We start from the raw sequence: 26291 nt of genomic DNA, 5'->3' as shown, positions 1-26291 counted from the left end.
ATCGAAGAGCTAACCCGAGAAGTTCTGCGCCTCAGTAGGGAACTCGCGGGAGTGCACCTGGTCGACATACTGCTTCGCTCCCTTGGTCAGCATCTCGCCGACCTCTTCGAACACCGAACTAAACGACGGCCTGCGGCCATCGGCCGGAACTGCAAAGGCATCCTGCCAGACGAGAACCTGGCCATCGCACTGGTTACCAGCGCCAATGCCACAGGTTGGGATGGATAGCTCGCGGGTAATCTCGGTGGCCAGATCCGCAGGCACCATCTCAAGGACCACGGCCGCGGCACCAGCATCGGCTACCGCATGGGCGTCGGCACGCAGCTGGTCCGCCCCCGCACCGCGCCCCTGGACCTTGAAACCGGACAGCGCGTTGACGGACTGCGGGGTGAAACCGATGTGCGCCATGACCGGAATGCCGGCGTTGACCAGCGCACGGATGCGCGGGGCGATACGCACGCCACCTTCGATCTTGATCATGTGTGCGCCGGTTTCGCGCATCATCTTCGCGGCGGACAGCACGGCCTGCTCATCGGAGGCCTCGTAAGTGCCGAAGGGTAAATCGGCAACCACAAGTGCGTTGCCAGCGCCCCGGACGACACCGCGAGCAAGCGGGATCATTTCTTCCAGCGAGATCTCGGTGGTGGTGTCGTAGCCGTAGACAACGTTTGCTGCAGAGTCGCCGACCAACAGCAGCTCGACACCGGCGGCGGAAAAAGCGCGCGCGGTGGAGTAGTCGTAGCAAGTCAGCATTGCCCAGGGGCGAGACTCAGCCTTCCATTCGGCCAGATTATTCAGACGAATCTTTTTTCCGCTCATGTCAATAGAGCATGCCATAGTCACCCGCAATTCGAGGCCACGAGGGCAGCGGTTATGACACGGGCGCGGCAGTTGGCTAGCCACGCCGGATGGTCAAAATGTGTACCGCGAATCCGGGCACCTGGGTAACGTTGGAAAGTATGAACAGTCAGCAGGAATTCGTCCTCCGCGCAATCGAAGAGCAAGATATCCGTTATATCCGCCTCTGGTTTACCGATATTTTGGGGTATCTGAAGTCCGTTGCCGTCGCACCGGCTGAGCTCGAGGGCTCCTTTGAAGAGGGCATTGGTTTCGATGGCTCCGCGGTGGAGGGCTTTTCCCGCGTTTCCGAGGCTGACACTATCGCGCAACCGGATCCTTCGACGTTCCAGGTCATGCCGCGTCTGCATAAAGAAGACACAATCACGTCCGCGCGCATGTTCTGCGACATCGTCATGCCCGATGGTCAGCCGTCGTGGGCAGATCCACGCCAGGTGCTGCGCCGCCAAATTAAGGCGCTTGCCGACGAGGGCTTCCACGCGTTCATCCACCCGGAGATTGAGTTTTTCCTAGTAGAGAGCCTGGCTACTGATGGAAAGCCGCCGGTGCCAACGGACAATGGCGGTTACTTTGACCAGGCGGTCTACGACCGCGCACCCCGCTTTCGCCAAGAAGCGATCACGGTGTTGGAAGACATGGGAATCCCTGTGGAGTTCTCCCATCACGAAAATGCGCCGGGTCAGCAGGAAATCGATCTGCGCTACGCCGATCCGCTGACTATGGCGGATAACGTGATGTCTTTCCGCTACATCATTAAGCAGATCGCAATGAAAAACGGTGTGCAGGCGACATTCATGCCGAAACCTTTCCAGGATTTGCCGGGCAATGGCATGCACACTCATATTTCCCTCTTTGAAGGGGACACTAATGCATTCCACGACCCGGATGATGAAAACCAGCTCTCCGACACCGCAAAGGGTTTCATTGCCGGCATTCTGACTCACGCCAGCGAAATTTCCGCTGTGACCAATCAGTGGGTCAACTCCTACAAGCGCACGGCATTTGGCGATGAGGCTCCGACGTCCGCGACATGGGGCATGGCCAACCGCTCGGCTCTCGTGCGTGTGCCCATGTACTCACCGGGTAAGGCACATTCGCGCCGGGTGGAAATTCGTTCCTTGGACTCGGCCTGTAACCCGTATCTTGCTTACTCGGTGATTTTGGCCGCCGGTTTGAAGGGAATTAAGGAGGGCTACCAGCTTCCGGAGCAGGCAGAGGACAACATCTCCGAGTTGACCAAGCGGGAACGACGTGCGATGGGCTACCGCGATTTGCCGACATCCCTGGAGGTGGCGCTGCAGGAGATGGAACGCTCCGATCTGGTGGCCGATGCTCTCGGTGACCATGTCTACGAGTTCTTCCTGCTCAATAAGTGGCGCGAGTGGCGCGAGTTCCAGCGTCAGGTGACGCAGTGGGAGCTGCGCACAACTCTGGATTACTAGTTTCCCCGTACCGCCCCCTTCCTTTTTCGTCTTTAATTTGTTTTTTGGGTGACCAGTTTCAATGGTGATGAATCGACCTCGCACATCTCGCCAATCAGTGCCGCGGCCCGCAGCGCTGGGCTTGCGTAATGACGATCGGACGCGGGCTGACCTGGAAGATTTGGGGTGGTACAACGAGGAGTCCCTACATCTGTTGTGGGGTCTTGCCGGAGCCAGCGACCCCAAGCTGGCGCTTATGGCGCTAGTGCGGCTGAAAGGCGCTCTCGACGAGCTGGAGCAGCAGGGAAAGCTGGAGAACTGGGCCACCTGGTCCGGTCTCGATGAAGCCATGCGCGAGCAGGTGCCGCTACGTACGCGTATGTTTGCGCTGCTCGGCGGCTCGAGTGCACTGGGCGATCACCTGGTTGCACACCCAGAAAAGTGGGTTCTGCTCCAAGCTGAGTTTCCAACTGAGGCAGACATGTTCCGCGAGATGCTCTCCAGCGTCGGGGCTGTGCCCGAGGTCATCGAACTCACTGATGAGGCCAGTCTGGAAAAGCAGGAGGATCCCGAGTATCGCAACCCCGTCGTTGCGCCCGCCACGCTTGAAGGCCCCGGTTTGTACCGTGCGAAGCTAACCGGCCGTGAGGCCGAAGTTGCGATGCAGTGCGCCTACCGCGACTTGATTATGCGTATTGCGTGCTACGACTTGGCTGGCACGTACCCACGGGGCCCTCGCCGTCCGGGACAGCCACAAGTCCCATTCCGTCAGGTCTCGGAGGCACTCAGTGATCTGGCTGATGCGGCGTTGACGGCTGCACTCTCTGTCGCGGTGCAACAGGTCTTTCCTTCGTCGCCGGTCTCAACACGCCTGGCCGTAATCGCCATGGGCAAGTGCGGTGCGGAAGAGCTGAACTACATCTCCGATGTGGATGTCATTTTCGTCGCAGAGCCGGCGGATGCCCGAGCCACCCGTTTGGCCAGCGAATTTATCCGGATTTCTTGCCACTGCTTCTTTGAGGTCGACGCGAATCTCCGACCGGAGGGTAAGTCGGGTGCACTCGTACGCACCGTGGATTCCCACGTCGCCTACTACAAGCGGTGGGCTGAAACCTGGGAGTTCCAGGCGTTACTGAAGGCGCGGCCGATGACAGGCGATATCGAGCTGGGCCGCGAATACATCGATGCTCTAGCTCCGATGGTGTGGACCGCCTCTCAGCGGGAATCCTTCGTCGATGATGTTCAACGCATGCGCGCCCGTGTGGTCCAAAACGTCCCCGAAGAGCTTCGCTACCGAGAGCTCAAGCTCGGTCGCGGTGGTCTGCGTGATGTCGAGTTCGCGGTGCAGCTGCTGCAGCTGGTCCATGGTCGCTATGACGATAGCCTCCGCGTGCTGCCAACTGTGATGGCACTCGACGCACTTGTCGAGGCTGGCTATATCGGTCGCGAAGACGGTGCCGCGCTGATTAACGCCTACGAGTTCGTCCGTCTGCTGGAGCACCGCCTGCAGCTGCAAAAGATGCGGCGGACGCATTTGTTGCCTGCCGACGACGACACCGAAGCTCTTCAGTGGCTCGGTCGCGCCTCTGGCATCGTCGGTGAGGGCGGCACCGATGCCAGCAAACCGCTGGCCAAGCAGGTTCGACTGGCCAGCTCACAGATCCGCTCCCTGCACAACAAGCTTTTCTACCGTCCACTGCTGAACTCCGTGGTGGAGCAGGACATTGGAACCCTGCAGCTATCGGCCGATGCGGCAAAGCGCCAGCTGGCCGCGCTGGGCTATCAGTACCCGGATCGCGCCTACGAGCATCTTTCTGCGCTGGCGGCGGGCACCTCGCGCAAGTCGCGTATTCAGGCGATGCTGCTACCGACGCTGATGGAGTGGCTATCGTCGACGCCAGACCCCGACGCGGGTCTGCTCAATTATCGCAAGCTCTCTGAGAAGCTCCACGACGAAACGTGGTTCCTGCGTACGCTGCGCGATGAGGGCGTCGTCGGCCAGCGGTTGATGCGGGTGCTCGGTTCTTCGCCGTACGCGTCTGATCTGATTATGAGTGCGCCGGACGTGATTAAACGGTTCGGCGACGGTGCATCCGGGCCGAAGCTTCTGAATACCGACTCCGATGCAGTCGGGCGTGCGCTGGTCGCAGCGGCTGCTCGTCACAACAGTCCAGCTAAGGCCATTGGTGTGGCACGTGCGTTGCGCCGTGCAGAGCTCGCGCGCATTGCCTCCGCAGATCTCTTCGGACTGATGGATGTGCAAGAGGTCTGTCATTCTCTGTCGATGGTGTGGGACAACGTGCTCGAAGCTGCCCTTGCCGCCGAAATCCGTGCGTGGTCGCTGGAGCATCCTGACTCGGAGGTCCCGGGCGTTATCTCCGTGATTGGTATGGGGCGACTCGGCGGTGCTGAACTGGGCTACGGCTCCGATGCCGACGTGATGTTCATCTGTGAACCCCGCAAGGACGCCGATGGAGCGCCGCTTGTCGACGATTCCGAGGCGGTCAAGTGGGCAACCAGGATTTGTGACTCGTTGCGTCGTCGGCTGGCAAAGCCAAGCCAGGACCCGCCATTGGAGGTCGACGTGGACCTGCGCCCAGAAGGACGCTCGGGCCCGATTGTCAGGACCCTGGATTCCTATGTGACCTACTACGAGCGCTGGGGTGAAACCTGGGAGATTCAGGCACTGCTACGGGCTACCTGGATTGCCGGCGACAAAGACCTGGGCACCCGCTTCCTTAAGGCCATCGATCCGCTGAGGTACCCACAGGGCGGAGCTGATGCCAAGATGGTCCGCGATGTCCGTCGTATGAAAGCGCGTGTTGATTCCGAGCGACTGCCTCGCGGAGCCGATCGCCGTACCCACACCAAACTCGGTTCCGGTGCACTGACCGATATCGAATGGACTGTGCAGCTGCTAATCATGCTGCATGCCCACGAGGTGCCGGAGTTGCACAACACGTCGACGCTGGAGTGTCTGGAAGTGCTGAAAGACCGCGGAATTCTAGATGCGGAGGATACCGACGCACTTCGGGATGCCTGGCTGATGGCGACGAATGCTCGCAATGCGCTGGTGCTCACCCGTGGTAAGCGCACGGATCAGCTGCCCCAGCCGGGGCGTCAGCTGACTCAGGTCGCCGGTGCGGCGGGGGGGGAGGCATCGGATTCCAACGGTTTTATTGAGCACTATTTGCGTCTGACTCGTCACTCCAGCCGTGTCGTCAATCGTGTGTTTTGGGGTGAGGAGAACCCCGACCACGAGTAGGCCGGGCAGAGGTCTGCCGCACCTCGCTGCGAGGCTCAATATGTGGCAGCGGGGTGCAGCCTTTGTCTTAGCACGGCGACCGGGCATAATGGTGGGCTATGGAACGCAACGTCGATTACTCGGTACGCCCTAGGTATGAGGATTTCATTCTCAACCTCGATGGCACTGACCTGCGTTTTTTATTGAGCCGCACGTGCCCAGCCGCTGATACCTCAGCTGCTGGGCAAGAGGCGGTGGAATTGCTGATGTCACAGGATTCAGCGCATACGGCGCTGTCTTTTTGTGATCCCGATGTTCTCGATGTGGCCCACTTGGTTCATATTCTGGAGGATTCCGCATCGCTGGATACCCTCACAGAAGTGGCCTATTGGGCATCGGATGCGGACGTGATGGCGCACGATACGCCGAAGGGCGTTGACCGCAAGCGTCGTCGCGTCGGCAAGCAGCAGCTTGAGCATGTGCTACGCCGTGGCCAGCGCCAGGGGCTCGTGTGGGAGGAACCGGCGGGCGTGTGGCATGTGCCGCCACATATTTCGGAGGTGTTCCCGGCGGAACCGAGCCTTAGCTTCCGCGTCGCCGACTTAGTGGCGAATATGCCAGCGGATGTGCTGAGTCGCCGTATGGAGCGCATGGGGCTGGAGCCGGATAACGCGCCGGGAGAGGGCACACCGCGAGCCCTGAACGCCAGCGATTTAACGGTGCGGAATGTGCAGGCTCGCCAGGTGGAGCTCATTGCAGGCTTCCTCTGCGATCCGGTGAAGGTGCGGGCTCTGGTGATGACAGCTCCGGTGGATATTCGCAATGAGCTGCGCTGGATGGCAACCGACGAGAAGTACTTGCCCTCCTATATGTGGTCTGAACTACGTGCCGACGCGGTGCGCTGGGCCGAAGAGCGTCTGCTGCTGACTGTGCTAGAAGAACCGGCGATGCCGACATTTGAGCAAGAATCGGAAGCACGCAACGAATCGACAGTGGTTGCCCGCCTGGTGGGCGCAGTCGCGTTGGCGCTCAAGGGCGACATGTGGTCGATTCGTAAGCCGCATCCGACGGAGTCTTTCCCGGCAACGCTGGAGTCAAAGGAATTGACCGAAGCTTCGGTGGCTGCGGTGGCGTTTGCTTCGGCGTTTATGGATGCTGCGGGCAGCGGCGACGGACGTCTGAAGGACCCGTTGCACATGTATGAGGAATCGAGCCTGCTGTGGATTCAGGACTTCGCAGCGTCAATAGGGGCGAGTGCTTTCGCGGCGCCCTGGATTGTGGAGATGCTGGTCAACGCGGGATTGATTCACGCTGACAGCGGGCATCCGACGCCGCGCGCACTGCAGTACTGGTACAACGCTGATGCCTCGACCCGATGGGCGTATCTCGCGGCGGGCTTCCTCGTTGGTCGCGGTCCGTGGCACGGCGAGTTTCCGTGGGTGACCATGGGCGTCGATGATCTGTCGCATGCCACCCTTGCCTACGGCTACCCGTATGCCGCGCGTGAAGTAGTGTCACTGGCCGCGCAGCTGGAGGAAGATCAGAAGTTCTATGGCTGCTGCGTCGAAGGGCATATGGCTTGGAATGTCGACAACCTCTGCGCTCGCAATGGCGCCGATGGGGAAGCGATGGTCGGTTGGCTGCTGGAGCAGGCCGGCATCTTGGGCATTCTCTATCATGGGCACGCCTCCTGGCAAGCCATGGCCATCATGTATGCCTTGCACGACATCTGGCTGACTGATCAGCACGTCGGTGCTCAGCGCATGGCCGAACTCATCGCTGAGTATGCCGCTGGCCAGGTGCCGACGGCGGAGGCAGTCCAGATTGCCCGCCTGTTCAAGGATGCCGCACCTAACGAGCGCCTGGCTGCCACATTGGATGGCGTCGCCAGCAACCAGGTTGCCCTCGCGTTGGACTTCATCGGCGACCGCGAAACCTGCGCGGAAACTTCTCGCTGGATTATTTCCGAGGAGAGCCTGCGTCGCGCTTGCCTCGCGGTTGACGGCGACGTCGATGTCCTGTTTTCCCAGCTGGGGCCACTGGTCAATAGTTCTATGAAGCTGGTCATCTACGCCGAGCTAGTCCGCATTACCAAGACCGAGAAGCTGCAGGAAATGTATGAGCGTGAGGCCGTAGCATCAACGCCTTCGCTTGACGACGTCCCGGAGAACGCAGCCTCCGAAACTGACACCGGTGAGCGCGCTTCCCATGGTGCTCAGACCGATGGCAGCGAACGCACGGCGGATAGCGGCCGCGCAGACTCCTCTGGGCGATCGGAGGACTCGGATGACTCGGAGGGACTGGAAGGGCCAGAGCAGCTTTCGCTGTTCTAGCCGCTCCGTCTTTCGGCTTCCTGTAGTTCCTACTCCGTAGGTTCCAGCTCAAAACGGCTTTGCTGGGCGACAAAGCGTGCTGCCGCACGCTTTGCCACCAGCAGGCCAACGAAACCGATCACCCACACACCGACGACAGCCAACCAGCCAATGCGGAAGGTCTCCCAGGTGTAGTTTCCATCGGGAGCTGCAATATCCAGCAGGAAGCCGACACCTTGTGCAGCGAGCATGGTGGCCACAAAACCGCCCATATTCGCCAACCCAGTGCCGGTGGCGAGTACCTTGCGATCGACCTCTTCGCGCACTGAGTCAAAGCCGAAGTTGGACATTGCACCAAGACCGGCCATTAGGATGTTGACTACAATAATTGCCCAGTACGCTGGTGGGTTGCTCGGTGCCAGGAACACAATCCAGACGGCCATGTTGATAAACGCGATTGCGACAACAACCTTGATACGGTCGCGGCCGGTGCGTGCCGAGACCATGCCCATCAACGGCCCGGCGATAATTACTGACAGCGTGTTAACGACCAACACCACACTGGCCTCGGAGGGCTTAAGACCCATACCTAGCATCATCAGAGGCATGCCCCACAGCAATGTGAAGATGCACTGATGCATCAAACCAGTCCAGTGAGTGAAGAAACCCTGCCAGCACACCGGGTGAGTGGTCACAATCTTCAGAGTCTGGCCGATAGTTAGTTTCTCATCGGCTGCGGCAGAGGCTCCGCCATCGGCAGCCGTTTTCGCGGCCTTCTTGGCGGCGCGGCGTTTACGAAGTGACATCTTGGCTGTGGAGGAGTTTTCCGGGACGTCGGCAAGCGCGATCATGCCTACGATAGCGATGAGAAGACCCGCGGTGCTCAGCGACAAGAACGCGGGCACCCACCCCGCGGCGTGCAGAATCGCGAGGAACGGGACCGCAGAGATGAACTGGCCGAGCTGGCCAAGACCAGCCGTGAGCTGCGTGAACAGCGGAGTGACGCGCAGTGGGAACCACGCGGGAAGCAGCCGCATAGCACCGAGGAATGCGGTGGCATCGCCGGCGCCGATGAATACACGAGCGATGACAGCCAGTGGATACGATGTCGTAAACGCGATGATGACCTGGCCCAGCGCCATAATCAGTGCGCCCACGACCATGGTTTTCTTGGCGCCGACGCGGTCAATGATGATGCCCGTCGGAATTTGTGCCAGAGCGTAGACGCCAACCTGCACGGCGGTGAACAGCGCGAGTTGGGAGGCGTTGATATGGAAGCGATCGAGCGCCTCGACGCCAGCGACACCCATGGAGGTGCGGCCGACGATGGCAACGATGTAGGTAATCAGCGCCGCCAGCCAGACGGCAATCGCGCGGCCAGTGACGTGCTCGCGCGGGTCCTTTGCCACCGCTGTGGCGGGCTGATCTGTTGATGAAATTTGATCTTTACCGTTACGCTGCTTTACCACTCGCCACATTGTAGACCCCATCAACCAACCGGCCTGAAGTTGGGTCGCACCGGGGGTTCTAGGCAGCCCGATTATGCCTGCGGCAATCTACCTTTGTGCCTTAGCCAGAACTTCCTTCACGAAGTCCGCAACCACCAGCCGTGAGACCTTGAAATCAATTACGGCAACGGAGGCCTCATCGGAGTTGGAAACGTCATGGAAATAGGCGTCGAGCTGGGCAAAGTCCTCAGGTGTGCCGACACTGAAACCGTGAGCGCCATAGGCACGTCCGACTGCGGCGAAGTCGTAGTCGGCAATCTCCATGGACGAGGTGTCCAACCCGACATCGCCAAACTGGTGCAGCTCCGCGCCGTAGGCAGCATCGTTAATGAACACCACGCAACCGCCACGACCACGTCGCAGCTGCTCAATCGCCGCAGGTAAATCCGCAATACCCATCGTGCCGCCACCGTCACCGGCGACTAGCACGCAATAGTCCTCGGGCCGCGCTGCCGCGAGGCCGACAAGCGACCCCATCCCCAAACCAATTGACTGAATCGCCGTGCCCACAATCACTTGCTGCTGCGGACCAGGCACATCGAGATACTTCGGTACCCACCCCAGGAAATGGCCACCGTCAGTACACACAGCGCGCTGATTGGGCAGGATACGATTCAGATACTGCAGGCACGCCCGCGGATCCAACCGGCCATCCGCGCACGTCAGCGACTCGACCTCCGCTGTCGTCGGCAGTGTCTTCAACTCCGCACGCCATGTGCTTGACGACGCCCGGGGCTTCTCCAGCTGCTCTGCCAGTACGGGCAGAAGTTCCTCCAACTTAGCCAATAGCGGTGTCACGGACGGCTGAGCGGCGGGATGGGGTTCGTCGACAACCTGGATAATCTTCGCGTCCGGTGCAAACATGTTGCCGCCACGGTTTTGGAAAGCGTTGAAGCTTGCTCCCAGGAACAGCACCACATCGGCCTGTCGAGCTAGCTCCACCTGCCACGCATGCGCAAAACCGCCCACGGTGCCGATCTGCCACGGACTGGAAAGCACATGACGAGCCATCGCTGAGTGCATAAACAGTGCCCCCACGCTGTCCCCGATGCGGCGGACTAGCTCTGCGGTATCAGAGAGCAGCACACCTCTACCAGCAATAATGAGAGGGCGACGGGCAGTCTGCAGTTCCTCGGCCAGCGACGTGACAGTTGACTCCAGCCATTCTGGTCGGCCCGTGTGCAGATGTTCCTGGTTAGCCGACTGTGTTTCAGATGCAGATGCCGTTATCGGTGCTTCTTGGATGTCATAGGGGAGCAGCAGCACGACAGGCTGCCGAGAGCTCAGCGCGTGCTGGACCGCAAAGTTTGCGTCGTCAAGCGCGGACTCGGGAGTAACAGTGCGATGGCAGACGTCGAGGGCGTCGAGGAGCGCCGCCTGATTGAGGTCAAAGGGGCGGGGGCGTTCCGGGTGCGTGCCGACGACAAAAATAAGCGGGATACGGGCTACGCGAGCCTCCGCCAGAGTGGTTAGCGCATTGGTGAATCCTGCGCCACAAGTGGCGGTCGCGATAGCAAGCCCTCCGCCTGCGCGGTGGAAGGCATCGGCGGCCCCGACAGCAGCCGATTCGTGTCGGACGGAGGAGTAGCCGAATCCCGATTCAGTAAGGGCTGACGTGAAGTGGGAGTTCGCATTGCCGACGAGACCGAAGCAGTGGTCGCAGTGCTGGGCCAGTGTGTCGGCCAGCGCCCGCGAGACCGTTGTGGTCTTTTGGGAACCTTCCTGCGGGGAAGACGCGGGCGCGTGGGGCATAGGACGGCTATTAACTCGAGTGAAACTCATGTGAACAATTGTGAGGTAATCACGGGGGTAATAACAGCCCTATAGCCCAAGATAATGCTGTTTGCCCTTAAAAAAGAGGGCACTATTCCACATTGCCGCTGCGCGGATGGGGGTGACGTTGGGCTTTGCCAGGTTTTAAGCCACGTTGTCGTCGATGAACTTCTTCACCACATCGACATCGTTCGGAAGCTCGGTAACGCGGCGTGGGGCATTCATGATGTCCGCGAAACGCTCCGGGCAGTCCGGCTCGCGGCCGGTGGCTTCCAGGATGGTCTCGGAGAATTTCACCGGCAGGGCGGTCTCCAGGCAGACAATTGGGGTGGATACCTGGTCTACCAGGCCACGGGCGACGTGGATACCGTCAGCGGTGTGCGGATCGACCATGACCTCTAGGCGCTCCCAGCAGTCCTTGATGGTCTCGACGCGGTCAGCGTGAGTCGAGCGACCGGAGAGGAAACCGTACTGGGCAGAAGCCTCTGGGAAGATCGGATCAGCAGTAAGAGAGAAGCCGCCCTCCTTGACCTTGACACCAAAGAGGTCTGCAGTGCGCTCAGCATCGCGCCCCAGCAGATCGAAGATGAAACGCTCGAAGTTAGACGCGCGGGAGATATCCATCGATGGGGAAGAGGTAGCCTGCGTCTCCGCAGCGCTGCGCACGCGGTAGGCACCCGTGCGGAAGAACTCATCCAAGACATCGTTTTCATTGGTAGCCACAATTAGGCGGTCAATTGGCACACCCATCTGGCGCGCAATATGGCCGGCGCAAATATCACCGAAGTTGCCGGTCGGCACACTGAAGCTGACCTTCTGCGCGTTGTTCGCCTCAGCACCGTTGCCGCCAGTGACACGAATCCACGAGGAGACGTAGTACACGATCTGAGCCATCAGGCGAGCCCAGTTAATCGAGTTGACTGCACCAATGTGGCGGCTGGCCTTGTAATCCAAGTCACCGGAGACGGCCTTAACGATGTCCTGGCAATCGTCGAAGACACCGTCGAGGGCGACGTTGTGAATGTTGGCATCCTGCAGACCAAACATCTGAGCCTGCTGGAAGGCGGTCATTCGACCAGCCGGAGTTAGCATGAACACGCTGATTCCCTCACGGCCGCGCATTGCATACTCGGCCGAGGAACCCGTGTCACCAGAGGTGGCGCCGAGGATGTTCAGGGTCTCGCCACGACGAGCCAGCTCATACTCGAAGAACTCACCGAGCAGCTGCATCGCCATATCCTTGAATGCCGCTGTGGGGCCCATGGACAAGTGACCGATGTAGAGCTGATCTTCCAGCTTCGTCACCGGCACAATATCCGGATCGGAGAACTTCGGGTAGGTGTACGCCCGTGCACAGATACCGCGCAAATCCTCCAGTGGAATGTCGTCCACAAAAAGGCTGACGACCTCTGCAGCCAAGGCTGCGTAACCGTCGTCGACAAGCACGGAGCGCCAACGCGTCAAAGTGGCATCGTCAACCTGTGGGTACTCGACCGGCAGGTAGAGGCCACCGTCGTTAGCGAGACCTCCCAGGAGAATGTCTGAGAACTTGTGCGGCGTGCGCTCTGGGTCGCGAGTCGAAATGAAGTCCAAGGCGGGCCCCTTACATGTATGCCAACACCCGCCGCATCGGCCCATAAGAAGGCCTTTTGAAAGATTGCGACGGGGTTGACCGGTGGATGTTTTCTTTAATTTTTACATATGCACCGAAGCCAGTTAGGCCTCGGTTGTGGAAGATGCGGAATTGGCCGCTTCAGCGTCGAAGCTGAGCTCTTCGGAACGGTCGATGACATCATCCTTGGCAAAGCGATTAACAATCATGGCAATTGCACCGTCACCAGTGACATTACATGCGGTACCGAAGGAGTCGATGGCGATGTAGGCGGCAATCATCAAAGCGACCTGCTCCTGATCGAAGCCCAGCATGGACTGCAGCACTCCGACCGCGGCCATAATTGCGCCACCTGGAACGCCCGGAGCCGCGATCATGGTGATACCCAAAGTGAGAATGAAGCCGATGGCCATGCCCGGCGAAAGCGGCTTGTCCGCCATAAACATCACAGCAAACGCGAACAGGGTGATCTTCATCATCGAACCGGCCAGGTGAATGGTCGCGCACAGCGGCACGGTAAAGCCTGCGACCTTCTCCGAGACACCATTCTTCAGCGCGGCCTTGTAAGTCACCGGAATGGTAGCGGCCGAGGAGGAGGTACCGAGTGCGGTGGCGTAAGCCGGCAGCATGTTCTTCAGGGACGTCCACGGGCTGCGGCCAGCGATGGCGCCAGCGATGGAGAACTGGATTGCCAACAGGAGCACGGTGCCGATGACTGCCAGAAGCAGCACCTTGAAGAACATCGACAGCGTCGTGGTCAGGTTGCCGTTCATGCCCATAGACAGGAACATGCCAAAGATGTAAATCGGCAGCAGCGGGATGATAAACGCCGAGATGATCTTCATAATCACGTCGCGCAGCTGCGTCGCACCGCGGTAGAGCGAGTCCGACTTCACGGTGGTCATCGCCACACCGACCGTGAAAGCCAGCAACAGGGCGGTCATGACGTCAAACGGCGGTGGCATCTCCACATTGAAGAAGCTCTCCAGCGCGCCCTCATCAATATCCACCGATGTGCCGGCCTGATCAGCGCCGAGCAGCCAAGGGTAGAGCCCCTGGGTGGCGGCGTAGGCCAGCAAGCCTGAAAACACCGTCGAGCCGTAGGCGATAGCAGTGGTAATACCCAGCCACTTTCCGGCGCCGCGGCCCAGGCTGGCAATCGCCGGCGTGATGAGGGCAAAAATCAGCACCGGGATAAAGAAGCCCAGGAAGTTACCAAAGAGGCCATTGAAAGTGACAAAAATTCGAGCCAGCCATTCCGGGAAGAAAAAGCTGCAGACAATGCCCAGAATAATCGCGACAATAACGCGGAATAGGAGCGTTTGCGTAAAACGCATTCGGGTACTCATAGTCAATCCTTGTTCGGATGGAATTTACTTCTCTAGCGTGCGGTATTTACGTTATGCAACGCAAATAACCGGGTGTGGTTTTACGCCTTTTCGGCTACCTCTTCTGTAACGGTCTCGTCGGCAAGCACACTCGCCGGGCGATTTGCGCGCTGCTTTCGCGTGACGACGTCAATTGCGTATCCGATCACCGTCGCTGCCAGAGTCGGCAGGAACCATCCGAACTCGATGCTCTGACCAGGTACGAGACTGAGGAAGTCCGCCAAAGCAGAACCACCGACACCCAAACCGGAGAGTACTGAGATACCCGACCAGATGGTGGCAACCCAGACGCCCAGGCGGTAGGTGTAATGCAGCTTGAAGGAGTAGGAAATGACCGGGTCGAGAAGAGTCAGTGCAATCAGAGTGATAGCCGGCGGGTAAATAAAGGTGATGATCGGCGCGGCAATCGCCAGTACCTGAGACAGCCCCTGTGTTGCCATTACGAAGGACATGACCGTGAAGATAATGGCCCAGGCCTTGTAACTGATGCCCGGAAGCAGCAGGTTGAAGAACTCACTGGTGGCGGCAATTAGGCCGACAGCCGTGGTCATACATGCGAGCAGAACGATGAGGCCGAAGACAATCTGTCCGACCTGGCCCATGGCCAGCTTGGAAGCCTCTGCGAGAATGCCCGAGCCGTTATCGAAGGAGGCGGCATTCGGCAGCACCTGGCCGACATAGCCCAGACCCAAGTAGATGATGGCGAGCAAAATGCCGGCGAACAGTCCTGCGGTCATGGTTCCGCGAACCATGCGCTTGCCTTCTGGGACACCGCTGACGCGCAGGGCGGAAATCACAATAATGCCGAATGCCAGGCCGGCGATGGAGTCCATGGTGAGGTAGCCCTCGACCAGGCCGGAGGCAAATGGGGTAGAGGAGTACTTCTCAATTGGCGCAGCCGGAGCGGCATCGAATTTGAATGCCGACATTCCAACCAATACAACCAAGAGAATCAGCAAAGCCGGGGTGAGAATCTTGCCCAGTTTGGACACAATTTCATTCGGATTCCACGCAAGTGCTAAGGCGATACCGAAGAAAACAAAGTAGAAGGCCGCAGCGACGGCCAGTGAATCACTGCCGAAAATCGGCTGGACACCGGTTTCGTACGACACGGCACCGGTACGCGGCAGAGCGTAGAAAGCACCGATGGAAAGGTATGCGATTACCGGGAAGCCCAAGGAAAAGATGCGGCCCGCGCGGAACGCTAGGTCACGCAGGTTGTTGCCTGAAATGGCGATAGCGATGATGGCCAGAACTGGCAACGCCACACCGGTGAGCAGGAAGCCGGTGATTGAGGGGCCAAAATTGGTACCGGAATCCACTCCGAGCTTCGGCGGGAAGATGAGGTTGCCCGCGCCGAAGAACATCGAAAACAGCATGAGAGCTGTAACAACGATAATGGAAGCGAAAGACTTCGGGGACTCCACTCCGCTCGACTTGGTCATGAGAATTGTGTTCTTTCTAAATTAGTGTCGCCCGTAAGGTCAAGGGCGATGCTGCAAGCTGCTGTGGCGATGCCATTGTTGCCGGTGCTGCGGTGGCGCAAACGCCCGTTACAGCAGCGCAATTGCAGTTCGTGTGCCCATGTAGATGAAAGGCCACGATGTCGAAAACTGACACTCTTAATGTGAAATTGTGAATTTTCACGGGCTGGGTGGAGCCTGATGCGTGAATTAAGTTGCGGCTTGTATGATCCGTCTTTATTTGAATTATTAAGGGGCTTCGACGGCGTTGGTGGTGCCGACGAAGGCACTCTATTTATCCTAATGGGGCGTTCGAGAGAGGGAAAATCAAGAAATTTCCCAGAAAATTTGCTGCCTGTGATGGGGCAGCGAACATAAGAGAAAGAGCCTGGCGCACACGTTTACGCTGACAGCGTGTGTACGCCAGGCTTAGTGCTAATTCCGTCGCTCTACAGCAGATCCTTCACCTTCGGATCCACCAGCGCGGTCACTGCGGCCTTCGCATCGGCCGCAGTTTCGGCATCGACAGCGTATGCTGCCATCTGCTGGCAGGTAGCGCGGTCGTGGAGGCGGAGAGCGGCGCGGACGGCCGGCACCTTCTTGGAAGCCATGGACAGCGAGCTCACGCCGAGGCCCACCAGGACCAGTGCCAGCAGCGGGTCACCGCCGGCTTCACCGCAGACACTAATGGGCTTGCCGGTAGCATTGCCGCCCTTGCATGCGGACTTAATCATTTGCAGCACAGCCGGCTGCCATGGCGATAGGAGATCCGCCAGAGCCCCCTGCATACGGTCGGCCGCCATAGTGTACTGCGACAAGTCGTTAGTACCAATGGAGGCAAAGTCCACAATGGACAGCAGCTGCTTCGCGCGAATTGCTGCTGCGGGGACCTCAATCATGATGCCGACCTTCGGCAGGCCACGCTCCCGTGCCTTGTCTGCAAACCACTTTGTTTCTTCGACCGTTGCGATCATCGGAGCCATAACCCGCAGGTCAGCCTTACGGCCGGTGGCGTCAAACGCAGCGGCGAGTGCATCCAGCTGCGTATCCAGCAAATCTTCCCGAGCCTGCGACAGGCGCAGTCCGCGGCGACCCAGCGCCGGGTTTTCTTCCTCGCCTAGGTCGGCAAAGCTCAGCGGCTTATCCGCACCCGCATCCAGCGTGCGCACAACCACGCGTCGCTCACCGAATGCCTTCAGCACACGAGTGTAGGTTTCCGTTTGTTCCTCCAAACTCGGAGCCTTGTCGCGGTCGAGGAAAAGGAACTCAGTACGGAACAGGCCGGTGCCCTCATTGTCCTGCGCTGCTGCAGACTCACCATCCTCCGCCGTACCAATGTTGGCCAGCAGATTCACGGGGTACCCATCAGCGGTCTTGCCTGCGCCCACAGACTGCGCCAGGGCTGCTTCCCGGCGTCGAGCGCGCTCTTCCAACGCGGCGACCTCATCGGCGGTCGGATTCGCAATTACCTCACCGGCGCCGCCGTCAATGGCGACGAAGGTACCGGCCTCGAGTTCCATGGCGCCCTTCGCCTTAACGACGGCTGGAATGCCCAGCTGTGCTGCGAGGATAGCCGTGTGACTGGTCGGCCCGCCACCGGCGGTGGCAATGCCTACGACAAACTCGGGGTCAAGACCCACGGTTTCGGCGGGCGCGAGATCGTCGGCAAGCAGAATAGTTGGGGTGGAAACATCCGGGACGCCCGGTTTTGGCAGGCCACGCAGCTCGCAAATTGTGCGGTCGCGAACATCGTAGAGGTCGGTGACACGTTCAGCCATGTAGCCACCGAGACTGGTTAGGAGCTGCGCGTAGTCTTCAACGGCATCGTGAACGGCCTGGGTGATGCCGGAGCCTGCCTTGAGTTTCTTCACCACGGCCTTGGCGAGCGCCCTATCGGAAGCCAGTTGCGCAGTGGCCTCCAGAATCGGGCGTGCCTGCGGGCTGGAGTGCTCAGCCTGCTTCTTCAGCGACTCTGCGACGTTGGCCATCGCCGCGCGGACGCGCTCACCATCGGCGACGGGATCGGTCGACGACGGCTCTTGAGTATCAACTCCCGGGGCGGGGAGTACCTTTACTACTTCAGCGCTGGCCGTACCGGTCGAGACACCGATGCCATAGATGACAGTGTGCTGCTCGTTCATTGCTTCCGATCTCCTTTTCGGGACCTCTGCGGGGATACTCGTCGGTCGTGGTGTGCCGTGGTGTTATCCAGGAGCGTTCTAGCTGGGCTTACTCGGCATCAAGGTCGCGCTCGAGCATGGCTGCAAGCTCGTCCAGAGCTGCAGCTGCGGAGTCGTCCTCGCAGCTCAGCGTGACTTCGTCGCCGTGCTTAGCGCCGAGGGTCATGACCTCCAGGATCGAGGCGGCATCGGCCTCTTCGTCGTCAAGGGAAATGACAATGTCGTAGTCGTACTCAGCAGCAGCCTGAGTGAACAGGGAAGCCGGGCGAGCGTGCAGGCCTACGGAGGAACCGATGGTAGCGGTACGAGTAATCATGGTTGAATCCTTTCGGGTCGAATATGTGAAATTTTCTGACTCAGGCACAGTGCCTGTACACCCCACCGCTGGTGCGCCGCCCGCTGGTGCTTGCTTAGCATCAACGTCGCGCACGCTCCGGGAAACCCTGGAGGCGGTGGGAGATACAGCCGCTGCCTGCACAATGCGTGCAATGTGCAGGGTGAGGTAGGAAACTTCGTCTTCCGTCAACCCCGACCCCAGACGCAGTTCAATGACTGCGGAGATACGCTGTGCGCAGCGAAACGCCTCTGGGGCGGAGTCACGGATGGCCTGGCCAATAGCGGAGGAGTGATCTTTCAACTGCTCATGCTTGGCAATCCGGACGAACAGGTAGCGCAGGTGTGTGATGAAGCGCCCCACATTGACAGTCTCTGGCTCCAGCGTGATGCCAAAATCACTTTCAATGATTGTGAGCAGCTGCTGCAGGACGCCCGTCATGGTGTAGGTGAAGCTCAAATCACCCGTGGCAAACCCGGCGTTGACCAGGTGCAACGTAATAGCCACTGCTTCGGAACGGGGCAATGGTGCTATACGACGGTCATTGAGAGCGCGATTGATATGCGACAAAATCGCCTGCGCCTGCGCGTATTCTTCACTATAAAGTTGGCTGACTTCCGCGAGCAGCGGGTAATCTGCTCGCTGCCCGTTAGCTGCCCTCATGATGGCGAAACCAATGTGATCGGCTAACGCCACAAGGAGGGAAGCGTTCTTCGTCATCGATTCCGGCAGGCCGGCTGCGGTTACCGCATCGGTCACAAGAGTCATGTGAGCCAGCGGAATTTCTGTGAGCATCGTGGCAATATGGTCCGGATCACGGCCTTCCGCTGGGACAAAGATGCGAACAACTTTGCTCGAATCAACCGGCTTCCCCGGGCGGGCCTTGAAGCCAATGCCGCGGCCGGTGATGATTTTCTCGCCGGTCGCGTCCTTGGCCAGGACCACGTTGTTATTGAATACTCTCAGGATTTCCATGTCGGTAACCGTGAACTCCTCCATAAGTTGAGGGATTTCAGGCCGGTATGCCTTCTAGAAATCAATTATGGCTGAACTTCGATGACCATGTCGCCGGCTTGGACAGAGATGCCGGTGACCGGGGAAACCTTGGTTAGCTTCTTGGTATTGGTGATGGTCATCAGTGTCGTGGTTGGGTAACCAGCTTCCTTGACCTTGTCGAAATCGACCTCGGCAAGTACATCGCCGGCCTCGACGTGCTGCTTCTTGGAAACCTGGACATCGAAGCCTTCACCGGCCATCTTGACCGTGTCGATACCGACGTGGACGAGTACCTCTACACCGTCATCGGTCTTAATACCGAAGGCGTGACCGGTCTTTGCCACAGTCATCAACGTGCCCGATACGGGTGCGACCACGGTAGAACTGGTTGGCTTGATACCGACACCGTCACCGAGAGCACCGGAGGCAAAGACGGGGTCGCCGGCCTCGGCAAGGCTGACAACCTCACCGGCAACCGGGGCCTGCACCTGTACAGGCTTGGTATCAACGGCAGTTGCGACACCACCGGCGCCAGCTGCCGCAGCAGCCGGTGCGGCAGCCTCGGCGTTGGTACCAGCGTCACCGGAAGCCTCAGCTGGAGCCGAATCGGAGCCACTGGTGGCAGCGTGTGGGGTGGCGTCGCTGGGTTCGTCGTCAAGCTCTGCGGCGCGTGCGGCCTCGGCCTCAGCCTTCTCTTCCGGCGTGCGGTAGTCGGTGAGAATGATGGCGAACATGGCGACGAAGAATGCCACGGCGACGGAAATCAGGTAGACCCACATCGGTTTGAACACGACAGTGGTGATGAGGGAGGTGAAGACGAAGGCGTTGGTTGTCACACCACCGAACGGAGCCGACAGGATGGCGATAGTCAGACCGCCGGCAAAACAACCGAGCAGCATGCGTGGGTAGATCCGCTTGAAGCGCAGGTGAATACCGTAGAGGGACGGCTCGGAGATACCACCGAAGAGACCGGCAGCGAGTGCACCCGTTGCAGTTTGGCGCATCTGAGTGTCGTGGTCGCGCATGGAAAGAACCAGCACACCGGCAGTTGCTCCGAAGCAGGCGAAGTTCCAGGCACCCATCGGGCCTTGGATGAAGTCGTAGCCGAGAGTCTGGATATTGACCAGCATCAGCGCATTCAGTGGCCAGTGCAGACCCAGTGGCACCAGGAACGGGTAGAGCATCGGGATGAGAATTGCGAACACAAACGGTGCGTTCGAGTTCATCCATGCCAGGCCGGAGCCGATGCCGTTACCCAGCCAGATTCCCAGTGGGCCGATGAGGAAAGCGGTCAGCGGAATCATAATCAACATGGAGATAAACGGCACGAAGACCATCTGCACATTCTCCGGGAAGATCTTCTTCAAACCGTGGTAGACCACTGCCAGGATGGCGACCATGATCAGCGGTACAAAGACCTGTCCGCCGTAGTCATTGAGCTGCATTGGCAGGCCGAAGATGTTGGCGGTGAAAGTTTCGGTACCGAGTTCCTCGTTGACTGTCTTGATGGTGTCCGAGAAGCGATCGGTATCCTGCAGACTCATAAACTCCGGCGTCATTAGGGCAGCCATGATGGCTGCGCCCAGCCATGGATCTACCCGCAGCTTCTTCGCTGCGTTGTAGGCGACCATGATTGGCAGGAAGTAGAAGACGCTGCGCCACATGGCGTCAACAAAGATCCAAGTAGCGGACTTATCCTCAGCGCGGAAGTCGACGATGTTCAGACCGTCGAGAACCGCGGCAATAGCGATAATCAGCGATGCGCCCAACAGCACGCCCAGGATTGGGCGGAACGAATCGGAGAGGTACTCGAAGAAGTTGTCCAACCAGGAGTACTTGCCGCGTGCCTTCGAGCGAGCTTCTGCCTTAACGTCTGCGTCGGACTTAGTGGCGACTGCGCCGGCGCCCTTCATTTCCGGTAGATGCTTAATTGCCGTGTACATCGATTCGACGCCACCGCCACAGATGACCTGGTAGCGGTTATCGCCCTGGTGAACGACACCGAGTACGCCCGGCACCTTGTCAATCTTGTCCTCGTTGATCTTGGAGACATCACCGAGTTCAAAACGCAGACGCGTCGCACAGTGCGTCATGCTTGTGATGTTTCCGGGTCCACCGAGGTTTTCAACTATTGCCCTCGCGCTGGAATCTTTTGACGACCCCATCGTGACCTTCCTTCACAGTAAGCAGGGCCGTTAAACGCAAAAAGACCCGAGGCGCCACAAACTGTGGGCCTCAGGTCTTGCCTCAAAAGAGTAACAACCCTGGGTTGATATCTATTAACTTCGACCCTACTCCGCTTTACATAGTTTTGACAAGGTAGTAAATCAAGCTCAAATTTCACATTTGGGGATAGCCTGGATTGCCTGTGGACAACCGCATGCAACCTATTTCGCGCTCAGTGCGGAAGCCGTAAGGTGGCAGCTATGAGGATTGGAGTTTTAGGTGTAGGAGCTGTCGGCGGCTGGTTTGGCGGTCGCCTCGTGCAAGCGGGTTATGATGTCGTCTTTCTCGCCCGCGGCGAGACTCTGACACGTCTTCGTGAGGTGGGGCTCACGCTTATCGACGAGCACGGGGAACGCAGCATTATCCCCGTCAAAGCAGCCGACAATTGGGGTGAACTCACTGCCGATGGCGTCGACGTCGATGTTGTGATTGCGGCAACCAAGGCGCTGCCGGGCAACGATCCTTTCCCGCAAGTTCCGGCTGGTGCAGCAGTGGTGACCACCCATAACTCGGTGGAAATCCCTTATTTGGCAGCGGGGCGGTTCGGTGAGGACAAGGTGTTCCCGGGTGTTATCCGCGGTTTCTTTATCCACACTGGTCCGGCAGAAGTCACCTTCCGACCAGGACCGATGAGCCTGAACATCGGCACATTCGATGACTCCACTAATGACCTGGTCGGGGCAGTTATCGAGGCATTGCACATGGCTGGGCTCGGTGGCGAACAGCTCCCGGATATCTGGGTCGATATCTGGGCAAAAGCGATGTTCGTGGCTAACCTCGGTGCCCTAGGTGCCCTGGCTGATAGTCCGATTGGTTACTTGCGTTCGGAAATGCGCGACAGCTTGACGCGGATGTTTGAAGAAACCGAGGCAGTCGGTCGAGCCTGCGGCGTTGCGCTGCCAGAGGACATCGTGTCGCGGACCTTGGCCTTTACTGATGATCAAGGGTACGACAACACCTCGTCGATGCAGCGCGACTACACCGCGGGACTTACCAATGAGCTCGATGCCCAGATTGGCGCAATCCGCCGGATGGGGCAGAAGGCGAAAGTGGAAACGCCGACGCTGGATCTGGTGTATGGCGCTCTGGTTGGGCGTCAACACAAGCATAAGAATTAAGAGCTGCGGTGCTCAGCTAAGTCAAACCGGAATTGGGGGATTGGAAAGACTGATGAAAATTGGATCGGACTACACGGAAAACAATGGGCTCATCATCGGTGAGGATGGATTGGCTCGACCGGCATGGGCTGCTCACAGTGAGCTGCTGAGAGAGTACTACGACACCGAGTGGGGGATGCCGGTGCGCGATGAGCAAGGACTATTCGAACGGCTCAGCCTGGAGGTATTTCAGGCGGGGTTGTCGTGGGAGACAGTGCTGAAGAAGCGGCCCGCGTTTCAGGAAGCCTTCGCGAACTTCGACCCCGATGCGGTTGCTGATTTCGATGACGAAGATGTCGAAAGATTGATGAATGATGAACGAATCATTCGGAATCACAGGAAGATTACCGCGGTAATCAATAACGCCGCCGCGACTATTGCCTTGCGTGAAAACGGCGGCTTAGCCGAGTTGATGTGGTCGTTTAAACCGGAGAAGTCTCCCGAGCCACGTTCAATCGAAGAGGTGCCCAGCTTCTCCGAGGAGTCCGAGGCGCTTGCCAAGGCATTGAAGAAAGCTGGTTTTAAGTTCGTAGGCCCCACCACGGTCTTTGCATCAATGGCTGCCGTGGGGATTGTCGATATCAACATTGTTGGCGCACATCGGCGCGGTGCCTCTGGCGTTTTTGACTAGGGGGGGGGAGAGGAGCTTGACTAGTTAGGGGGAAAGAAAAAGAGCGTGCCAACCGGCACGCTCAAAATCTTTCGGTTCGTGTCGAACTACTTGTTCTCGTAGGAGTCGGAGTAGTTCTGGCCGTCCTCAGAGGTCCACTTCATGGTGTCCTTAGTGAACGGCTGCTCCCAGCCGTTTTCAATCTCCGACTCCGGTGCGGTCGGCAGACCAATCTCGTTTTCCAGTGCACCGTTGGCAACCCAGGTCTCGCGAATCTTACCGATCAGCGGCTGTGCACCATTAGTCTCTGGGGACTCAACGAAGGTGACGTTCTCGTATTCAGCGGCAACCGCGTCGCCGACCTTCTTAGCGGACTTGAACTCGCCAGCCTCAGAATCGTACGGGGAGGTGAAGGAAGAAGCTGCCTCGGTGATGGACTCAGGCAGGTCAGCCTCTGCCACATCCTCGCCAGCAGCGTCGCCCAGCCCCAGACCGTTCATAGCCTCGTTAGCCTTGTCCTTAGCGCCATCAGCAGCCTCGCCAGCCTTGTCCTTAGCTCCGTCCATAGCGTCGCCAGCCTTATCAGTGGCGTCGGTTGCTACCTGGCCCGCCTGATCCTTGGCGTTGTTAGCAGCATCCTGTGCGTCATCGGAAGAACATGCAGCCAGGCCGCCGAGAAGAGCGGCGGAGCCAACGATTGCGGTAGCGATACGGGTCATCTTCTTGTTCTGCATTTCAAAACCACTTTCTTGAGAGCTAACTAAGTTACCTATTCAATTATTGGCATCTTCCACTATTTGTCCGAATTAAATTCAAAGAGAAATTGACAATTCTTTTGAATATCGGACATTCGAAGATGGTGTGGCTTCAAAGCCGTACAGAAAGAACACTAGGTAATTCTGGGGCCTGTGCAAGTCAAATGGCGCGAATCTGTGCACTCTATGCTCTATTTGTTACCGAATTTGCGTGATTGCGAAATTGGAATAGTGCTGGTGAGGGCGTTGCGAGTAACGGAAAGGTATCAATCTTATTAAGCTTGACGTTTATTGCTTATTTTCTTTCTCTGCGTGGTTGGAGCCGCGGGCATCGTCGTCAAGCGTGTACTCGCCATCTGGCAGGACGAACCAGGCCAAGAGGTAAAGAGCTAGGAACCCAGCGCCAATCTTCCAGCCAATCATCGATCCAACGCAGGGAAGGATGATGTAGACCATTCGTGTGAAAGTGATATCCCAGCCTTGGCTTTCCGCGATTCCTGCGAGGATGCCACCGAGGAGGCGGTCATTACGCGAGCGGTAAGTTTTCTTGGTGGGTTTTTCGGGAGCGGCGTCGCTCATTAGATAAATACTCCAAGGTATGGCTATTTAGGTATTTTTCGGTCGACCGCGCTTATACGTAAGTTTCCTTCGGCATGATAATCCATGCTGCGAGGTAGAGAAGAAACTGCGGACCAGGCATCAGGAAAGACGCGACAAATATAACGCGCAGCAAAGTCGCATCCCAGTTGAAATACTCAGCGAATCCACCGAGTACACCTGCAACCATTTTGTTATTGGTGGAACGGGTCAGTGACTTGTTGTTCATAACAATCAAGGGTAGCCCCAATCCGTTTAGTTCGCAGTGGTGCTAGCTCTACTAAATGTGCCGACTAAAAACAGCGTGTCCCAGCTAAAAACACCGCTACCCCAATACGGTTAGGTGGGGTAGCGGTGTGGGCGTCGTCAAGCGAGCTTTTACGGGGCGAATGCTAGCAGTCGTAGTAGAGCTCGAACTCCTGCGTCGTCGGGCGCAGACGTGCCGGCATAATCTCCTGCTCGAACTTGTAGCGGATATGCGCGTCGATGAGATCCTGTGTGAAGACATCGCCGGCAAGCAGGAACTCGTGGTCCTCTTCCAGCGCCTTCAGCGCACCCTCCAGCGAATGCGGGACGGTGGGGACGTCCTTGAGTTCCTCTGGTGGCAGCTCGTAGAGATCCTTGTCAATCGGCTTGCCAGGCTCGATGCGGTTCTTGATGCCGTCGAGACCAGCCATCATTGCGGCGGTGAAAGCCAAGTACGGGTTGCCCGACGGGTCCGGAGCGCGGAACTCGATGCGCTTGGCCTTCGGGTTTGCGCCGGTAATCGGGATTCGGATGGCGGCCGAGCGGTTCTCCTGGCTGTAGACCAAGTTGACGGGAGCCTCGAATCCCGGAACCAGGCGGTGGTAGCTGTTCATTGTCGGGTTGGTGAAAGCCAGGACTGCACCGGCGTGCTTCAAGATGCCGCCAATGTAGTAGCGCGCCATGTCGGACAGGCCACCGTAACCGTTTTCATCGTGGAATAGTGGCTTGCCATCCTTCCACAGTGACTGGTGGATGTGCATACCAGAGCCGCCATCGCCGGCCAACGGCTTCGGCATGAAGGTAGCGGACTTCTGGTTGAACTTGGCGGTGTTCTTCACCACGTACTTGAAAGTCTGCATGTCATCGGCGGCGTGCAGCAGGGTATTGAAACGATAGTTAATCTCCTGCTGACCGCCGGAGCCCATCTCGTGGTGGGAGCGCTCAACATGGAAGCCAACATCCTGCAGGTGCTCGCCGATTTCGTCACGAAGATCCTGCATGTGGTCATACGGAGCAGTAGGGAAGTAGCCGCCTTTGGTGCGCACCTTGTGGCCGAGGTTGCGCGATCCGTCCGGGTTTACCTTCACACCGGAGTTCCACCAGCCCTCAACCGAGTCCACCTCGTGGAATGACTTGTTTGAACTGGAGTCGTAGCGGACGGAGTCGAAGATGTAGAACTCTGCCTCAGCGCCAAAATTACAGGTATCGGCGAAGCCCAGTTCGTTCAGGTAGTTCTCGGCCTTACGGGCAATATTGCGCGGGTCGCGGCTAAATGGCTCGCGGGTGTGCGGGTCATGGACGAAGAACTTCATGTTCAGCGTCTTCGATTTGCGGAACGGGTCGATAAAAGCCGTGTCCAGGTCGGGCAGCAGCATCATGTCGGAGTTATCCACCGAGGTGTAACCCGCAATGGACGATCCGTCGAAGGCGAGGCCCTCATAGGCTGAGTCCTCATCAAACTCGGATACCGGAACGGTTAGGTGCTGTTCGATGCCGGGAACGTCGGTGAACTGGACGTCTACCCAGCGAATGTCATTGTCCCGGATGTATCGTTGGATTCCTTCCGGAGTTGTCTGGTCACTGCTGGGTTTGAACTTACCCATTGGTAAA

Annotated in this window: 18 protein-coding genes and 1 pseudogene; 5 read left to right on the top strand and 14 right to left on the bottom strand. The window is 58.5% G+C overall.

Annotated features, from left to right (window positions below):
• Positions 1-9: 9 nt before the first annotated feature.
• Entirely contained in the window at positions 10-819 is an 810-nt protein-coding gene (panB, locus tag HMPREF3130_RS01060) for a 3-methyl-2-oxobutanoate hydroxymethyltransferase (protein ID WP_224783789.1), read from the bottom strand.
• Between the two features lie 140 nt (positions 820-959).
• On the opposite strand from panB, the gene HMPREF3130_RS01055 reads away from it, so the two are divergent.
• From HMPREF3130_RS01055 to HMPREF3130_RS01045, 3 genes are all read left to right on the top strand, one after another.
• Positions 960-2300 carry a glutamine synthetase family protein gene (locus HMPREF3130_RS01055; protein WP_005511085.1) on the top strand — a complete coding sequence of 447 codons (1341 nt, stop codon included), beginning with the start codon at positions 960-962 and terminating at the stop codon, positions 2298-2300.
• Positions 2301-2367: 67 nt separating this feature from the next.
• On the top strand, positions 2368-5544 hold the full coding sequence (locus HMPREF3130_RS01050; protein WP_210387115.1) for a bifunctional [glutamine synthetase] adenylyltransferase/[glutamine synthetase]-adenylyl-L-tyrosine phosphorylase: 3177 nt from the start codon (positions 2368-2370) through the stop codon (positions 5542-5544).
• A gap of 98 nt (positions 5545-5642) precedes the next feature.
• Entirely contained in the window at positions 5643-7856 is a 2214-nt protein-coding gene (locus HMPREF3130_RS01045) for a hypothetical protein (RefSeq protein ID WP_049189592.1), read from the top strand.
• A gap of 29 nt (positions 7857-7885) precedes the next feature.
• On the opposite strand, the gene HMPREF3130_RS01040 is transcribed toward HMPREF3130_RS01045, so the two are convergent.
• The 9 genes and pseudogenes from HMPREF3130_RS01040 to HMPREF3130_RS01005 all read right to left on the bottom strand — a co-directional run bounded on the left by HMPREF3130_RS01040 (position 7886) and on the right by HMPREF3130_RS01005 (position 21254).
• Complete coding sequence (locus tag HMPREF3130_RS01040) at positions 7886-9313, bottom strand: MFS transporter (protein WP_070429146.1); 1428 nt, start codon at positions 9311-9313, stop codon at positions 7886-7888.
• 78 nt (positions 9314-9391) lie between these two features.
• Entirely contained in the window at positions 9392-11125 is a 1734-nt protein-coding gene (locus HMPREF3130_RS01035; protein ID WP_239271815.1) for a thiamine pyrophosphate-binding protein, read from the bottom strand.
• A gap of 135 nt (positions 11126-11260) precedes the next feature.
• On the bottom strand, positions 11261-12709 hold the full coding sequence (gene thrC, locus HMPREF3130_RS01030; RefSeq protein WP_069359210.1) for a threonine synthase: 1449 nt from the start codon (positions 12707-12709) through the stop codon (positions 11261-11263).
• A gap of 123 nt (positions 12710-12832) precedes the next feature.
• Complete coding sequence (locus tag HMPREF3130_RS01025) at positions 12833-14077, bottom strand: dicarboxylate/amino acid:cation symporter (RefSeq protein ID WP_070429144.1); 1245 nt, start codon at positions 14075-14077, stop codon at positions 12833-12835.
• Between the two features lie 80 nt (positions 14078-14157).
• Complete coding sequence (gene brnQ, locus HMPREF3130_RS01020; protein ID WP_070429143.1) at positions 14158-15561, bottom strand: branched-chain amino acid transport system II carrier protein; 1404 nt, start codon at positions 15559-15561, stop codon at positions 14158-14160.
• 467 nt (positions 15562-16028) lie between these two features.
• Positions 16029-17720, bottom strand: a complete 1692-nt coding sequence (ptsP, locus tag HMPREF3130_RS01015) for a phosphoenolpyruvate--protein phosphotransferase (RefSeq protein WP_070429142.1) — start codon at positions 17718-17720, stop codon at positions 16029-16031.
• An 88-nt stretch (positions 17721-17808) separates the two neighbouring features.
• A complete protein-coding gene (locus tag HMPREF3130_RS11440; RefSeq protein ID WP_224433282.1) occupies positions 17809-18075 on the bottom strand; it encodes an HPr family phosphocarrier protein in 267 nt (88 codons plus the stop codon).
• Positions 18076-18252: 177 nt separating this feature from the next.
• Positions 18253-19068: pseudogene (locus tag HMPREF3130_RS11435) on the bottom strand (PRD domain-containing protein); the annotation flags it as partial.
• A gap of 65 nt (positions 19069-19133) precedes the next feature.
• Positions 19134-21254: a glucose PTS transporter subunit IIA gene (locus HMPREF3130_RS01005; protein ID WP_070429140.1), complete on the bottom strand. Its 2121-nt coding sequence runs from the start codon at positions 21252-21254 to the stop codon at positions 19134-19136.
• A gap of 261 nt (positions 21255-21515) precedes the next feature.
• Here HMPREF3130_RS01005 and HMPREF3130_RS01000 point away from each other — a divergent pair, with 261 nt between their 5' ends.
• Entirely contained in the window at positions 21516-22433 is a 918-nt protein-coding gene (locus tag HMPREF3130_RS01000; protein WP_048732590.1) for a 2-dehydropantoate 2-reductase, read from the top strand.
• Positions 22434-22485: 52 nt separating this feature from the next.
• Complete coding sequence (locus tag HMPREF3130_RS00995) at positions 22486-23103, top strand: DNA-3-methyladenine glycosylase I (RefSeq protein WP_049192898.1); 618 nt, start codon at positions 22486-22488, stop codon at positions 23101-23103.
• Positions 23104-23189: 86 nt separating this feature from the next.
• Here HMPREF3130_RS00995 and HMPREF3130_RS00990 read toward each other — a convergent pair whose 3' ends face one another.
• From HMPREF3130_RS00990 to glnA, 4 genes are all read right to left on the bottom strand, one after another.
• Entirely contained in the window at positions 23190-23816 is a 627-nt protein-coding gene (locus tag HMPREF3130_RS00990; protein ID WP_049192899.1) for a hypothetical protein, read from the bottom strand.
• Between the two features lie 309 nt (positions 23817-24125).
• A complete protein-coding gene (locus HMPREF3130_RS00985) occupies positions 24126-24416 on the bottom strand; it encodes a PspC domain-containing protein (protein ID WP_070429139.1) in 291 nt (96 codons plus the stop codon).
• Positions 24417-24468: 52 nt separating this feature from the next.
• Entirely contained in the window at positions 24469-24663 is a 195-nt protein-coding gene (locus HMPREF3130_RS00980; protein WP_048732581.1) for a PspC domain-containing protein, read from the bottom strand.
• A 163-nt stretch (positions 24664-24826) separates the two neighbouring features.
• On the bottom strand, positions 24827-26284 hold the full coding sequence (glnA, locus tag HMPREF3130_RS00975; protein ID WP_048732579.1) for a type I glutamate--ammonia ligase: 1458 nt from the start codon (positions 26282-26284) through the stop codon (positions 24827-24829).
• Positions 26285-26291 lie beyond the last annotated feature (7 nt).

Origin of the sequence: Corynebacterium sp. HMSC14B06, from assembly GCF_001807075.1 — a bacterium.
In the GTDB taxonomy this organism is placed as follows: Bacteria; Actinomycetota; Actinomycetes; order Mycobacteriales; family Mycobacteriaceae; genus Corynebacterium; species Corynebacterium jeikeium_D.
Note: the sequence above shows the minus strand (reverse complement) of the source record. Positions and strands in the feature narration are given on the sequence as shown.

Coding starts and splice junctions, on each gene's coding strand:
- panB (WP_224783789.1), bottom strand. CDS start 819: ATGAGCGGAAAAAAGATTCGTCTGAATAATCTGGCCGAATGGAAGGCT.
- HMPREF3130_RS01055 (WP_005511085.1), top strand. CDS start 960: ATGAACAGTCAGCAGGAATTCGTCCTCCGCGCAATCGAAGAGCAAGAT.
- HMPREF3130_RS01050 (WP_210387115.1), top strand. CDS start 2,368: ATGAATCGACCTCGCACATCTCGCCAATCAGTGCCGCGGCCCGCAGCG.
- HMPREF3130_RS01045 (WP_049189592.1), top strand. CDS start 5,643: ATGGAACGCAACGTCGATTACTCGGTACGCCCTAGGTATGAGGATTTC.
- HMPREF3130_RS01040 (WP_070429146.1), bottom strand. CDS start 9,313: ATGTGGCGAGTGGTAAAGCAGCGTAACGGTAAAGATCAAATTTCATCA.
- HMPREF3130_RS01035 (WP_239271815.1), bottom strand. CDS start 11,125: ATGAGTTTCACTCGAGTTAATAGCCGTCCTATGCCCCACGCGCCCGCG.
- HMPREF3130_RS01025 (WP_070429144.1), bottom strand. CDS start 14,077: ATGAGTACCCGAATGCGTTTTACGCAAACGCTCCTATTCCGCGTTATT.
- brnQ (WP_070429143.1), bottom strand. CDS start 15,561: ATGACCAAGTCGAGCGGAGTGGAGTCCCCGAAGTCTTTCGCTTCCATT.
- ptsP (WP_070429142.1), bottom strand. CDS start 17,720: ATGAACGAGCAGCACACTGTCATCTATGGCATCGGTGTCTCGACCGGT.
- HMPREF3130_RS11440 (WP_224433282.1), bottom strand. CDS start 18,075: ATGATTACTCGTACCGCTACCATCGGTTCCTCCGTAGGCCTGCACGCT.
- HMPREF3130_RS01005 (WP_070429140.1), bottom strand. CDS start 21,254: ATGGGGTCGTCAAAAGATTCCAGCGCGAGGGCAATAGTTGAAAACCTC.
- HMPREF3130_RS01000 (WP_048732590.1), top strand. CDS start 21,516: ATGAGGATTGGAGTTTTAGGTGTAGGAGCTGTCGGCGGCTGGTTTGGC.
- HMPREF3130_RS00995 (WP_049192898.1), top strand. CDS start 22,486: ATGAAAATTGGATCGGACTACACGGAAAACAATGGGCTCATCATCGGT.
- HMPREF3130_RS00990 (WP_049192899.1), bottom strand. CDS start 23,816: ATGCAGAACAAGAAGATGACCCGTATCGCTACCGCAATCGTTGGCTCC.
- HMPREF3130_RS00985 (WP_070429139.1), bottom strand. CDS start 24,416: ATGAGCGACGCCGCTCCCGAAAAACCCACCAAGAAAACTTACCGCTCG.
- HMPREF3130_RS00980 (WP_048732581.1), bottom strand. CDS start 24,663: ATGAACAACAAGTCACTGACCCGTTCCACCAATAACAAAATGGTTGCA.
- glnA (WP_048732579.1), bottom strand. CDS start 26,284: ATGGGTAAGTTCAAACCCAGCAGTGACCAGACAACTCCGGAAGGAATC.